The organism is Listeria rocourtiae subsp. hofi (assembly GCF_963575615.1).
Classification (GTDB): Bacteria; Bacillota; Bacilli; order Lactobacillales; family Listeriaceae; genus Listeria_A; species Listeria_A hofi.
The window spans coordinates 15,830-30,204 of sequence record NZ_CAUYTL010000036.1 but is presented as its reverse complement, the minus strand read 5'-3'; the positions used below and the strand labels follow the sequence as shown (position 1 = coordinate 30,204).

General features: G+C 40.7%; 11 protein-coding genes. 3 read left to right on the top strand and 8 right to left on the bottom strand.

All coding sequences use genetic code 11. From position 1 onward, the window contains the following. Positions 1-48: 48 nt before the first annotated feature. On the bottom strand, positions 49-525 hold the full coding sequence (locus R8925_RS13340; protein WP_430536293.1) for a hypothetical protein: 477 nt from the start codon (positions 523-525) through the stop codon (positions 49-51). A 385-nt stretch (positions 526-910) separates the two neighbouring features. Between R8925_RS13340 and adhE the strand changes: the two genes are divergently transcribed. The 3 genes from adhE (at position 911) to R8925_RS13325 (ending at position 4,770) form a co-directional block, all read left to right on the top strand. Further along, the gene (gene adhE / locus R8925_RS13335) at positions 911-3,511 is read left to right on the top strand and encodes a bifunctional acetaldehyde-CoA/alcohol dehydrogenase (RefSeq protein WP_430536292.1); all 2,601 of its coding nucleotides are present in this window, start codon (positions 911-913) and stop codon (positions 3,509-3,511) included. 169 nt (positions 3,512-3,680) lie between these two features. Beyond that, a complete protein-coding gene (locus R8925_RS13330) occupies positions 3,681-4,277 on the top strand; it encodes a class I SAM-dependent methyltransferase (protein ID WP_430536291.1) in 597 nt (198 codons plus the stop codon). A 79-nt stretch (positions 4,278-4,356) separates the two neighbouring features. After that, positions 4,357-4,770, top strand: coding sequence for a VOC family protein (locus R8925_RS13325; protein ID WP_430536290.1), 414 nt, complete (start codon positions 4,357-4,359; stop codon positions 4,768-4,770). Positions 4,771-4,899: 129 nt separating this feature from the next. On the opposite strand, the gene R8925_RS13320 is transcribed toward R8925_RS13325, so the two are convergent. From R8925_RS13320 to R8925_RS13290, 7 genes are all read right to left on the bottom strand, one after another. Then, positions 4,900-5,466, bottom strand: coding sequence for a DNA-3-methyladenine glycosylase I (locus tag R8925_RS13320; RefSeq protein ID WP_430536289.1), 567 nt, complete (start codon positions 5,464-5,466; stop codon positions 4,900-4,902). 22 nt (positions 5,467-5,488) lie between these two features. Beyond that, the gene (locus R8925_RS13315) at positions 5,489-6,421 is read right to left on the bottom strand and encodes an aldo/keto reductase (protein ID WP_430536288.1); all 933 of its coding nucleotides are present in this window, start codon (positions 6,419-6,421) and stop codon (positions 5,489-5,491) included. Between the two features lie 87 nt (positions 6,422-6,508). Next, positions 6,509-9,217 (bottom strand): aconitate hydratase AcnA, encoded by a 2,709-nt coding sequence (acnA, locus tag R8925_RS13310; protein WP_430536287.1) that lies wholly within the window; start codon positions 9,215-9,217, stop codon positions 6,509-6,511. Positions 9,218-9,443: 226 nt separating this feature from the next. Next, positions 9,444-10,085, bottom strand: coding sequence for a lytic transglycosylase domain-containing protein (locus R8925_RS13305; protein ID WP_430536286.1), 642 nt, complete (start codon positions 10,083-10,085; stop codon positions 9,444-9,446). Position 10,086: 1 nt separating this feature from the next. After that, positions 10,087-10,509, bottom strand: coding sequence for a general stress protein (locus R8925_RS13300; RefSeq protein ID WP_430536285.1), 423 nt, complete (start codon positions 10,507-10,509; stop codon positions 10,087-10,089). 27 nt (positions 10,510-10,536) lie between these two features. Continuing rightward, entirely contained in the window at positions 10,537-13,707 is a 3,171-nt protein-coding gene (locus tag R8925_RS13295; RefSeq protein WP_430536294.1) for a DEAD/DEAH box helicase, read from the bottom strand. 29 nt (positions 13,708-13,736) lie between these two features. After that, positions 13,737-14,306 carry a GNAT family N-acetyltransferase gene (locus R8925_RS13290; RefSeq protein WP_430536284.1) on the bottom strand — a complete coding sequence of 190 codons (570 nt, stop codon included), beginning with the start codon at positions 14,304-14,306 and terminating at the stop codon, positions 13,737-13,739. Positions 14,307-14,375: the final 69 nt, after the last annotated feature.

Genomic DNA, 14,375 nt, shown 5'->3' with positions numbered 1-14,375 from the left:
CTTGAGCTAACAGTTCCTACTGCCAAGCCTGTAGTGGACTTTCACCACCTAGCATTTGCGCATGCTGGGCGCACAAATAACAAGCACACTGCCCGAAACAATCCAGCGTACTTTAAAGCGCCCACCAAGCTGTTTATCCCAAACGTATAATAGAAAGAAAAGAAGAATTGGCAACCCAAAACATTCAAAAAGCGTCCATCGATTCGGAAAAGCAGGTATTTGAAATACAAGCATAAAAACCGCAAACCATGATACAAAAATGGCATATCGTTCCACCAATTGCTTCTGAACAAACACTGATAAAATAAATGGCAAAATCACCATCGGCGCCAACATGCCAAAAATCTGCCGTGTGAATACCCATCCTATACTTAAACTAGCTACTAACGTTATTCCAAGCCATGCTAGCAAAAAGAAAATGTTTAGTAATGGGAGCCATCGCCCACCTCTAAAACGAATAGTCGACCATAGAATAGCCATGCCAACTAGTAACAATACAGAACTTCCAAAAAACATCATGTACATCGTTATGTAACCCCATTTTCTATATAATTTTAAGCCATTCTAAGTATACTATAAAATGCACAATCTTTCTTAACAAACGTTGACCAAATTCTGATGAACCGCTAAGAATAGAGCTAAGGGAATCACCTGTTTTTCTTAATTTACTTATGCCAAACATATTACTTTACTCTTTCTAGTTGTGTCTTTTTTACTATCTTTAAAACTAAGTGAATATATTCACAAATAACACTAGACAAACACTTTGTGAAGTGTTACACTTACTTTGTAAATAAGAAATCCAAGAAAATAACGGCGAGTCGACCGCCGCCATTTTTTTGAAATGATAGGGACGTCAAATGTCACCAAAGGACTTTTTTTGTCCCGTTAATAATTGGAGGGTTCACAAATGGCAATGAAAGAAAAAGCTGTTAACGAAGAATTAGAGGTTCAAAAAGTAATTGATACACTGGCAAGTAATGGACAAAGCGCACTAAAAACATTCGCCGACTTTAATCAGGAAAAAGTAGATCATATCGTTCATGCGATGGCACTAGCTGGTCTTGACCAACATATGCCTCTTGCTAAAATGGCGATTGAAGAAACTGGTCGCGGAATCTACGAAGATAAATGTATTAAAAATATTTTCGCAACAGAATATATTTGGAACAGTATCAAAATGGACAAAACTGTCGGCGTTATTAATGAAGATAAACAAACTGGTGTCGTCGAAATTGCAGAACCAGTTGGTGTCATTGCTGGTGTAACTCCTGTTACGAACCCAACGTCGACTACCCTTTTCAAAGCTATCATTGCAATAAAAACACGTAATCCAATCATTTTCGCATTCCATCCAAGCGCTCAAAAATGCTCTTCTGAAGCCGCTCGTGTCGTATACGAAGCAGCAATTGCAGCGGGTGCTCCGGAACATTGTATTCAATGGGTTGAGAAACCATCTCTAGAAGCCACAAAACAATTGATGAACCATAAAGATGTGGCGCTCGTGCTTGCTACAGGTGGCGCTGCAATGGTTAAATCTGCTTACTCTACCGGTAAACCAGCACTTGGCGTTGGACCTGGTAACGTTCCTGCTTACATCGACAAAACAGCAAAAATCAAACGTGCAGTAAACGACTTGATTTTATCTAAAACGTTTGATCACGGTATGATTTGCGCATCTGAACAAGCTGTAATTGTCGACAAAGAAGTTGCCAAAGCCGTGAAAAACGAAATGGAAGCAAACAAATGCTACTTCGTCAAAGGCGCTGAGTTCAAAAAATTGGAAAGCTATGTTATTAACCCTGAAACACACGCATTAAATCCAAATGTCGTAGGTAAATCCCCTGCTTGGATTGCGAACGAAGCTGGATTTAAGGTACCAGAGGACACTAAAATGCTCGTAGCTGAAATTAAAGGTGTGGGCGATGCTTATCCACTATCTCACGAAAAATTAAGCCCTGTTCTTGCTTTCATTGAAGCTAAAGACCAAGCCGATGCCTTCGACCGTTGTGAAGAAATGCTTGTATATGGCGGTTTAGGCCACTCAGCAGTTATCCATTCTACAGATCGTGAAGCACAATTAGCATTTGGTTTACGCATGAAAGCTTGCCGTATTATTGTGAATGCACCATCTGCTCAAGGCGGAATCGGCGACTTATACAATGGCTTTATCCCTTCTCTAACACTTGGTTGTGGCTCTTATGGTAAAAACTCTGTATCACAAAACGTTAGCGCAACTAACCTTTTAAATGTGAAACGTATCGCAGAACGGAGAAATAATATGCAATGGTTCAAACTTCCACCAAAAGTATTCTTTGAGAAATACTCGACGCAATATTTGCAAAAAATGCCGAATATTGAACGTGTATTTATCGTAACGGATCCAGGAATGGTACAATTTAAATACGTTGATGTTGTTATCGAGCACTTGAAAAAACGTGGCAATGATGTTTCTTATCAAGTCTTTGCAGATGTAGAGCCGGATCCATCTGACGTGACTGTATATAAAGGTGCTGAACTAATGAAAGACTTCAAACCAGATTGCATTATCGCTCTTGGTGGCGGTTCCGCAATGGATGCAGCTAAAGGAATGTGGTTATTCTATGAACACCCAGAAGCTTCATTTTTCGGTTTAAAACAAAAATTCTTAGATATCCGTAAACGTACGTTCAAATATCCTAAACTAGGCGAAAAAGCGCAATTTGTTGCCATTCCTACTACATCTGGTACAGGCTCTGAGGTTACTCCTTTTGCAGTTATTACAGATAAAGAAAACAACATCAAATACCCATTGGCTGATTATGAATTAACCCCAGACGTAGCCATTGTTGATGCTCAATATGTCATGACCGTCCCAGCTCATATTACAGCTGACACAGGTATGGACGTACTAACACACGCTATTGAGTCTTATGTATCGGTAATGGCAAGTGACTATACACGTGGATTATCTATGCGTGCTATTGAAATGGTATTCGAATCGTTACGCGCTTCTGTTCTCGATGCAGACGAAGATGCTCGCGAAAAAATGCATAACGCTTCTGCGATGGCAGGTATGGCTTTTGCTAATGCTTTCCTAGGAATTAATCATAGTTTAGCCCATAAAATAGGTCCAGAATTCCACATCCCTCATGGTCGTGCTAATGCTATTCTTATGCCGCATGTTATTCGCTACAATGCGACAAAACCTAGAAAACATGCTTTGTTCCCAAGATACGAATCTTACCGTGCTGACCAAGATTACGCACAAATCGCTCGTGTTCTTGGATTGCCAGCTTCTACAACAGAAGAAGGTGTGAAATCGCTTGTTGATGCGATTATCAGCCTTGGTAAAGACTGTGGAATTGACATGAGCTTGAAAGGTCAAAACGTTGATAAGAAAGCATTTGATACAGTAGTGGATACATTGGCAGATCGCGCATTTATGGATCAATGTACGACAGCTAATCCAGTTCAACCGCTCGTTTCTGAGTTGAAAGAAATTTATCTAAACGCTTATAAAGGTGTTTAAGTTATAGGTAGTTGAAAAGAGCATCCCTGCCCTCGGGGTGTTCTTTTCTTTTTTAATTAAGTTTACATAATAATATTATTGTAATCTTTGTATGAAAGTGATTCATTGCGAAAAAGCGTTACTTAAACTATAATGTTAACTTATCACGTAGCAGAGGATGCGATAAAACATGGAAGAAAATATTTTTGAAACAATAGCCAAGAAATATGATAGTACAGAGCGAATCGAACTCGCCAATATTATCACGCATAAGGTTAAAGAAGAGTTAGTACAAGCGAAAGACAAGACCTTCATTGATTATGGGAGCGGTACAGGTCTGATTGGCTTACAAGTTGCAAGTTCTGTTAAAACAGCTATATTAATAGACTCCTCCGAAAATATGATTGAAATAATAAACAATAAAATAGAGGCTAATAAGCTGGGAAATGTCCAAACATTAGTTGCAGATTTCACGAGAAGTACGCTTGATGTGAAGGCAGATATAGTACTCGTATCTCTCGTTCTTTTACACATTCCTGATACCAAAACCATTTTAGAAAGACTTTACGAAACGCTAAACACAGATGGTAAACTGATTATCATCGATTTCGATAAAAATCCTAACGTCTACCATCCGAAAGTCCATAACGGCTTTGTTGCGAATGAATTAAAGTCATTACTAGCAAACACTGGATTTAAATCCACGACTATTCAGCAATTTTACCATGGCAGGAACATATTTATGAAACAGGATGCAACACTTTTTATCGCTGTAAGCAAGAAATAGATATTAGTAGATTTCTACATTTATTTACACTATACTATCTCTATCACCTTGCGTGAAAAACGTTTTAGGAGGAAATGATATGCCAAATACGATACCTTATCTACAATTTAATGGGAATGCAAGAGAGGCGCTAGACTTTTATAGTGCCGCTTTTGGAGCTACCCCCACAATGGTACAAACATACAGCGAAATGGGAGATTCTCGTGGCGACGAAGCATTAGCCAATCGCATTGTACATGCACGCTTAGAGAAAGATGGTACCGAGCTTCTGTATTTCTCTGATTCTTATGTGGATGAGACATTATCAGCAGGTAACATGCTCTCTGTTGCCTATTTATTTGATGATGAAGCCTCACTAAGAAACACATATGAGCTATTAAAAAATGGCGGACAGGTTTCTATCGAACTTCAAGAAATGCCCTGGGGTGGCCTTTACGCAAAGCTAACTGATAAACTCGGCATTGAATGGCAGCTTAACTGGCAAAAAAATTAATTTGAATTGATATAAAACCACCGAATAGCAAATGTTCTATGTATAATAGAGAATTTGTCATTCGGTGGTTTTTTATTGTAGGTCATATCTTAGTCAAAAAATGAGATAGGTTTCGTCCGACCTCGACACTTACCTATTTTCTGTATGGTATGGACAAGTTACCACATGATCATCAATCATCCCAATTGCTTGTAAATAAGAATAAATAATGACCGGCCCAACGAAAATAAATCCGCGCTTCTTCAAGTCTTTACTAATCTGTTCTGATAATCCATTACTAGTTGGCATTTGTGTCATATCCGTCCAGTGATTAATAATTGGTTTTCCATCTGTATATCCCCAAATATAATCGGCAAAAGAGCCAAATTCTTCCTGTACTTTCAAAAAAGCAATCGCATTCTTACGTACTCCGCCAATTTTAAGCTTGTTCTTAACGATTGCAGCTGTTTCACGTATATGCTCCAGCTCTTCATCTGTCATCATTGCACATTTATCGGGATCAAACTGATGAAAGGCATCTTTGTAAGCTGCTCGTTTATTCAAAATAAGGCGCCATGAAAGTCCAGCCTGCGCTCCCTCTAAATTAAGCATTTCAAATAAATAGTGCTCATCACGATTCGGCACTCCCCATTCAGTATCATGATAAACCTGCTCTGCAGCATCGCTCATCGCCCATCCACACCGCTCTAATTGCATTCTAGCTCCTTCTTTCTATCACTTATTTGAATAATTCACGGACTTGCGTTGCTTCATCACGTGTCAAGGCTGCTCGCAATGTTTGCATGTTCGATTGAACTTGTTCCGGGCTTTTAGCTCCTGGTATTACCACGTCAATGCCATCGACACTAAGCGTTGTTGCCAGAACAATATTGGCAATAGATACATCATACTTATCTGCCAAAATTTGAAGGCTGTTGACTTTTGCAATAATGTCAATGTATGATTGCCCTTGGAAATGCGGTCGCTCTTTTCGAAAATCTTGTGGTGGATTGCTCGCGGTGAACTTCCCTGTCAGCAAACCACTTGCAAGCGGCGTATACGGTACGAACGATATGTCTGATTCCACACAGTAAGGAATCATATCCTTCTCCAACTCCGGATAAATAAGCGAATATTTGTCCTGTACAACGTCCACATAGCCATCTTTATTCGCTAAGCTCAAAGCATCCATCGTAAAATTAGACACACCAATCGCACGAATTTTCCCAGCTTCTTTCAAGCGTTGTAGAGCGCCAACTGCCTCGGCTGGCGGTGTAACCCCATCTGGAAAATGGATATAAAATAAATCAATATAGTCCGTTTGATGGCGTTTCAACGCACTATCTACAGATTCAGCTAAAAAAGTGGGTGAATTGTCTAATTTGACTCCACTATCCGTTACAATATGGGCAGCTTTTGTTGCGAGAATAACATCCGAACGACTCCCAGTCTCCGCTAAAACTTCACCAATAAGCTCTTCTGAACGCCCCAAACCATACATAAATGCACTATCAAAAAAATCGACGCCTTCCGCTAATGCCGCACGTAGCGTTTCACGACTCACATCCTCATCAATATTTTGGAACAAATTATGCGCACCAATCGTATTAGCACCGAACCCAATTGGTGTGACATGAATTCCCGTTTTCCCTATTTCAACACGTTTTCCCATCTTTTAACCTCCCTGATTGCTACTATAATTCCATGATAACATAAAAAAACATCGAACGCACGTTCTAGTCCGATGTTTTTCTCTTTATTATTTTTTCAGCTTTCCACGTAAAACCATTGGCAAAATGCCGCCATGACGATAGTAATCAATTTCGACATCCGAATCAAAGCGAACAAGCGCCTCAAACGTTTTATGTGACCCGTCCTCAGCAACAGCCGTCACTGTTACGTAATCTAGTGGAGAAACTGTCTCATCAATCGCTACACTAATCGTTTCCCGACCAGTCAAGCCAAGTGAATCTGCACTTTCGCCAGCTTTAAATTGCAACGGTAATACACCCATCATAGCGAGGTTTGAGCGGTGAATCCGTTCATAGCTTTTGGCAATAACTGTTTTAATGCCGAGTAGATTTGTTCCTTTTGCAGCCCAGTCACGAGAAGAACCCATACCGTAATCATCACCTGCTAAAACAACGAGCCCTGTCCCTGATTCTTGATATTTCATCGATGCATCGTAAATCGGCATCACTTCCTCTGTCGGCCAATACGTTGTATACCCGCCTTCCGTTCCTAGTGCAACTTGATTCCTAATTCGAATGTTAGCAAACGTTCCACGCATCATCACATCATGATGACCACGACGAGAACCGTACGAGTTAAAATCGCGAATAGCTACACCGTGAGCTTGTAAATACTTCCCAGCCGGTGTGTCTTTTCCAATTGCTCCAGCCGGAGAAATATGGTCCGTTGTAACTGAATCACCAAATTTGCCGATTACCCGAAGGCCATGAAGCGCCTCAACTGTGCCTGCTTCCGGTGATAAGTTCTCAAAAAATGGTGGGTTGGCAATATATGTCGAGTCAGCATCCCAATCATAAAGTGCCTGTTCTGACGTCGCAATAGCGTTCCACTCCTCATTTTGGCTGAAGACATGTGCATATTCTTCGCGGAATAATTCTGGCGTCACCGTTCTTTCCACGAGCGCCTTCACTTCTTCTTGCGCCGGCCAAATATCGCTTAAGAACACATCCTGACCATGTTCCCCTTTTCCAATTGGTTCATGCAACATATCAATATTCGTCGTCCCAGCGAGCGCATAAGCAACCACAAGTGGCGGCGAAGCTAAGAAGTTTGCTTTAACTAATGCGTGAATACGACCTTCAAAATTACGATTCCCACTAAGCACAGCAGAAACAAGCAAGTCATTGTCTACAATCGCCTCTTCAATCTCATCTTTTAATGGTCCTGAGTTACCGATACACGTCGTACAACCGTAACCAACAAGGTCAAAGCCCAACTTCTCAAGATATGGCAAAAGCCCTGCATCTTCTAAATACCCCGTCACAACTTTTGAACCCGGTGCAAGTGATGTTTTCACGAACTTTGGCACTTCGAGACCTAGCTCCACCGCTTTTTTCGCGAGAAGACCAGCGCTCAGCATCACGTAAGGATTCGACGTATTCGTACAACTCGTGATTGCTGCAATAGCAACAGAGCCAGTCCTCATCGTCGATTGATCACCATTTCCAAATGTCACTTTTGTTTCTTTATGCAAGTCTTTTTTCGATAATCCAAAACCTTGATTACCATTTGGCGCACTAATCGATGCTTGGAAACTTTCTTTCATTTTTGATAGTGGAATCAAATCTTGTGGACGCTTCGGACCCGCCAAGTTAGGCTCAATCAAGCTTAAATCGAGTTCTACAACTGACGTATAGTTAGGTTCCACGTTTTCTGGTGTGAAAAATAGCTCATTATTTTGCAAATATTTCTTCACAAGTGCAATCTGCTTCTCCTCACGTCCAGTTAAGCGCAAATACGTCAATGACTCCTCATCCACTGGGAAAAAGCCACATGTTGCGCCATATTCTGGTGCCATATTCGCAATCGTCGCACGGTCAGCAAGTGGCAACGTTGCAACGCCTTGACCAAAGAACTCGACAAATTTACCAACAACTTTCTTTTCGCGAAGTACTTGCGTTACTTTTAAGGCTAAATCGGTTGCTGTTGCACCATTTGGTAATGCATTGATTAATTTAACACCAATAACTTCTGGGATTGGAAAGTAAGAAGGTTGGCCGAGCATTCCTGCCTCTGCTTCAATTCCACCAACGCCCCAGCCAAGCACACCGATTCCATTAATCATCGTTGTATGTGAGTCCGTTCCGACTAAGCTGTCTGGAAACGCTGTATACTCATTTTCAGCGACTTGGTTTGCGATTACAACACTTGCCAAATACTCCAAATTCACCTGATGGACAATCCCTGTTGCAGGAGGTACCGCACGATAATTATCGAACGATTTCTGCGCCCAGTTTAAGAATTGGTAACGCTCCATGTTACGCTCAAACTCAAGCTTCATGTTGACTTCTAACGCTTCCGGATTCGCATAGCTATCAACTTGTACTGAGTGATCGACAACAAGATCAACCGGGATTTCTGGATTAATGTCTTCAGGGTTCCCGCCTAAATCTGCCATCGCTTTGCGCAGAGAAGCCAAGTCCACAACTGCTGGCACTCCTGTGAAATCTTGCAAAATAACACGTGCCGGTTTGAAAGGAACTTCCCCCTCATTTTTCTTTGTCGCATCCCAATGTGCTAAATCTTCAATATGCTTATCCGTGATGATGCGTCCATCCGCTTGACGCAATACTGATTCAAGTAGTACGCGGATTGAGTAAGGCAGTTTTTTAATAGATGTTTGACCATCCGCCTCAAGTGTTTTTAATTGATAATAATGATACGTGTCGTCGCCAATTTGAAACGACTGCTTTGCTTTTTTATTCCAATTTTTCATCTTTTTTCCTCCCACTTGTGTTCCCTTTCGCTCTCGTTGCATTCTTTCACCCCTCTATTGTACGAAAAAAAGCGTGATAAGTAAACTAAGTTAAATCGATGTTTTTCGATAAGTAAAAATTATTGATAATCTCACGAAAAAAGCCGAACATTTTCGTCCGACTCAGAATCTAGAAAAACTGCCTTATATGTTTTTTTCGAAAAAATCCCGGCGTGTTGTTAACTGCTTATTTTGAAGCCAGATCTTTCTGCCACGCCTTTTTAAACTGGTCACGATAGAATAAAATATCCTTCACATAAATATCGCTATGATTATATTTGAAAATCGCCTGTTTTTCCTTGCCATCTTTAGCGCCATTATCCGCTAAGAAATTCGCTGTCGAGAAAACCGCATCTTCCAAATCCCATGGATCCGCCTTGCCATCATGATTTGCGTCCACGCCATAACCGCCGTATACTTTAATCACACTCGGATCAACGAGATCATCATCCGTAAAATTTCCAACACCGCCCGTAGCTGGACAACCATCTGCTCCCCATCCTACAAACGTACACGGCATAAACTGCATCGGACCAATCGCACCCACATTTGAAATCATTGGTTCCACCGTCGAAAATTTGGTCTCCACGCGATGTACAGCTGCAAGTAAAAACCAGTCAATTCCATATTTCTTTCCAGCTGCTTGATAAACTGAAACAAATTGTTCCGGAATGTCTTGCGTGTAAGGTTTGGGCTTTTCACCTGCACGGAATTGCATCAAAACGACGAGCGCCAAGCCTAACACGAACAAAGTTAAAATCGCCAAAAACATGCTGCGTCTCTGTCTGTTTTTACGTAGTTGCGCCTTTGTCGGCTTTTTCTTTGCCAATTTATCTTGCCAAAATCAAAATTTGACCGCTATGAAGAGCACGAACAAATTCATCAATCTGAGCATCATCTAAGTCAAAATCATTCAGCAAACGTTTCACCGATTTATCGCTTGTATTCGAAAACCATTTCGCAAAAGGACCAGCTGCATAAAGAGCACCATATTTTGGATTATACACTTGTGGAATCATCAAACCACCGCTGAGAGATTGCAAAATCCCAGAAATAACACCAAATGCCTCTTTGTTCACAGGATGCTCTTCTTCTACATTGGTAGTTTCAATAATTTCTTTCACTTCATCTTCTTGGTCAGACTTAGCTAAGACAGAAATATTCTCTTTTTTATAACCTCTAGCTTCAAGTTCTGTAATTTTATCTACCGCTTCTTTTTCATTTCCTGCAATAAAAACTTCCCAATTATCCATAACACTCGCGTCCCTTCTACCTAGTAATCAACTCACTGTTAAAATCTCTTTTATCTCTTCTGTTGTTAAACGATGTAGCATCTGCTCTCCAGGCTGAATTAATGCATCCATCAACGCCTGTTTTTTCTTCTGTAGATTGTAGATTTTCTCTTCAATTGTGCCCTTTGTAATCATTCGAATGACCTGCACAACATTCTTTTGTCCAATTCGATGTGCTCGACTCGCCGCCTGTTCTTCCACCGCCGGATTCCACCATAAATCATACAATATAACCGTATCTGCACCAGTCAAATTCAGCCCAGTTCCGCCAGCCTTCAGCGAAATAAAGAATAAATCTGCTTCCCCTGCATTAAAGCCATTCACAAGGTCCATACGACTCTTGGAAGGCGTACTACCATCCATGTAAAAATACCGGTAGCCAGCTTCTTTTGCCTGAGCTTTCATGATTTGCAACATTGATGTAAATTGAGAAAAAATCAAAATGCGCTTGCCACTTTCACGTGCTGTTTGTATTGTATCAAACAATTGTGCCAGTTTACCAGAACCACCATCATAATTTTCAACAAAAAGCGCTGGATCGCAACAAATTTGGCGTAATCGCGTCAATCCTGCTAACAGTTTAATACGATCTTCCTGCTCATTTCCATCATTAGCCGCCAACTCTTGCTGTATTTTCTCCAAATAAGCCAAATAAATCGTTTTTTGCTGTTCCGTCAGTTCTGAATACAAATTCGTCTCAATTTTATCTGGCAACTCTTTCACAACATCGCGCTTCAAACGGCGCATCAAGAATGGTCTAATCATCTGTGCAACACGCTCATGCGGCAATTCTTTAAACTTGCGAAGCGATGGGAAAAACCCTGGCATGATCGTCTGAAACATCGTCCATAACTCATCAATGCTATTTTCTAAAGGCGTCCCACTAAGCGCGAAAACATTCGTTGCCTTGAGCGCTCGCACAGCTTGTGAAGCCTTCGTATTATAGTTTTTAATCGCCTGCGCCTCATCCAAAATAATTGTTTGAAACCGCGTCGTTAAAAATTCTTGTTCATCTTGGCGCAAGGATGGATACGATATTAAATACACATTCCCTGGTGTTATATTCTGGATAACCTCCAAGCGCATTTGTGATGTACCATGAATGACAGTTACAGGAATATCAGGAGAGAATTTCTCAAACTCACTCGACCAATTATACAAGAGCGAAGCAGGGGTAACAATCAGAACAGGCCTCATGTCTGGGTTTTCCTCGAACGTAGAAGCGATATACGTTATGGCTTGTAATGTCTTCCCAAGTCCCATATCATCGGCTAAAACCCCGCCTAAATGGTATTTACCAAGCGATTTCATCCATTCAAAACCAGTCACCTGATAATCGCGAAGCTCCGCATTCAACCCCATCGGTAACGGATAAGACATATCCTCTTGGTTCACAATTTCATGCAACAAATCGCGGAATGTCCGACTGAACTTATTATGCTCATTCTGTGCACTACCCATCGCCTCATAGATTTGCATCCCGCGATAAAGTGGCACTGCCATTTGTTTTCCGACTTCTTTTTTGCGAACGTCTAAAATATCGAATATTGCTTCCATTTGCTGATAGCTCTCGTCCTCGAGCGACAAGAAACGCCCATTATTCAAGCGGTGATATTTCCGTTTTTCTCGTAACGATTGTAACACTTCCTGAATTTCACTATCATCAATCCCTTGAAAATCAAAGGCTACCGACAAATAATCATTATCATGCGCCACATCAATGGTCGTTGTGGGCTTTACATGCTCTTCCACCATTTCCTCCAAGCCATCCTCTAAATAAATAGCGACATCCGCTGCCAAACTCGGAACAACCCGATAATAGAACTCATAAAGGCTGGCCTCATCTGAATTAACAACCATTTGAGTTTCTGAAAAATGAACAGGCGCTGCTTCAATCCGATGCATAATTTTCGCTTCTGTTTCCATATCCCGAATCATAATACGCCCATCCGGATCCACACTTTCTGTCAGCGCAAACGGGTCAAAAACCTGTGAGCCATAATGATATTCCAGTTTTAACACATGTTCGCTGTTTTTTTGTGAAATCCACATCTTTGAAACGAGTGGTTGCTGGATAACCCGATCCTCAATTGATGGATCAATTTGCACATGCCCACTTTTTTGAAGCGATGGTAACACGTAGGACATAACTTCACTCAACTGCGATTCTGAAAACTGTACAACTTCATTTTCCGTCACATTATGGAAATGAATAAGCGGTGTTAATTGCTCCCAAACTGCATCACTCGGCCGATAAAATACACCGTTCAAAAACAGTAACTGATAGCTCTCCAGATAACTTGCCTGTTGCAATTCCTCCATCACTAATTGGTACATATCTCCATTATCATTTTTGCGAAATACGAAGGAAAACGGTAGTGCTCCCTTTTTAAATTGCAAACCGCTATATTTAATATCATCATGAATACAAATCGTATTTTGTCCCATCAAATCAGCTAACATGCTCTCCGCTAGACTCGGCGGAATAATAAGCACTTTTTCTTCTGCATAGGACTTGTTCCAATAAAAACTGTCCGTATCATACATTTTCGCGATTTCATTAATTTTCATTAATTCATTGAAAACAGCAATATCACGCTCGTCAAAATAATGTTCATTCGGATCAAAACTGAAATTTTTCGTGAAAAAATAACTCGTATGTTGCTTTATTGCTTGCAAAAAGTCACCAATGTTTTTCACGACATACGTACGATCTTGCCCGACTTTCAAATCGAGTGTTAACATATTTTTATCACGATTTTCCTGCATTCGTAATATATATTCTACTTTTAGGGAGGCTTTTGCTACGGTGTCATACGTGTCAAATTGCCGATCCATGTTCTCTTGAAATAACGAAAGTAATGTTGTAGCTTCCTGCGCCAAAATTCGTTGCTTGAAATTAGCTTTCTCGATTTTAGTCTGACGTGCTTCATGCTCCAGCTCGACTGCATAAATATGTGCGCAAATGCTATTTTCTTGGTAATAAATGCAGTCACATTGGTAATTCCCATTAGCAACATGTTTCACTTCATAGGAAACACGCTCATCGACTACAACAGAACGAGACGTATTTGCGTACATCGTTTTCTCTTCAAAAACCGTAATCGCCCCTTCTTCCAGCAATTCACGTCCCCTTTTTTTTATCGATACAGGAATCATTGTGTTTTTTGGATCTGTTAACAATTCATTCAACTCCTGACATTTTGAGTCATGTGATAATAATCATGACCAGATAAAACCAAATCATACTCTGATTCATAGCCTAATTTTTTATACAAATTTAGTGCGCCTTCATTTGCCTTTTCCACATTTAACGCGATAATTTCGCAATTTTTTGCAACTGCCAATTCTTTAAACGCGTGCAGTAGTTCTTTACCAATACCTTGGCCACGATATGCCGAATCGACCACAAGGGAATCGAGATAGTATTCACCCATCCACGTTTCTTGCTCTGTAAACAATGGCATTTTTTTGACGATACCGAACATGTCTTGAATGCCATCCCATTCATCGTCCATATTTTCTGCATGTTCTCCATGATAGCTCACGAGGAGTCCCGCAACTTGGCCATCAATTTCTTTCACCATAACATTTTCCATACTGAATCGATAATCTGGTCGCAAAAAGCTCGCCTCAATCATTTCCAGCATCATTTCTTTACTGACGCCTTCCAAAAATGGCAATTCCATATCCTCTAAAATTATATAAATAAGTGGCGCAACTTGTGCTGCATCCTCCGCTTTCGCTTGTCGTATCATCGCAATTCCTCCATTCATCTAAACAGGAAATTTTTTCGAACAGTTCATTATACCATAGAGCCTTGTGAG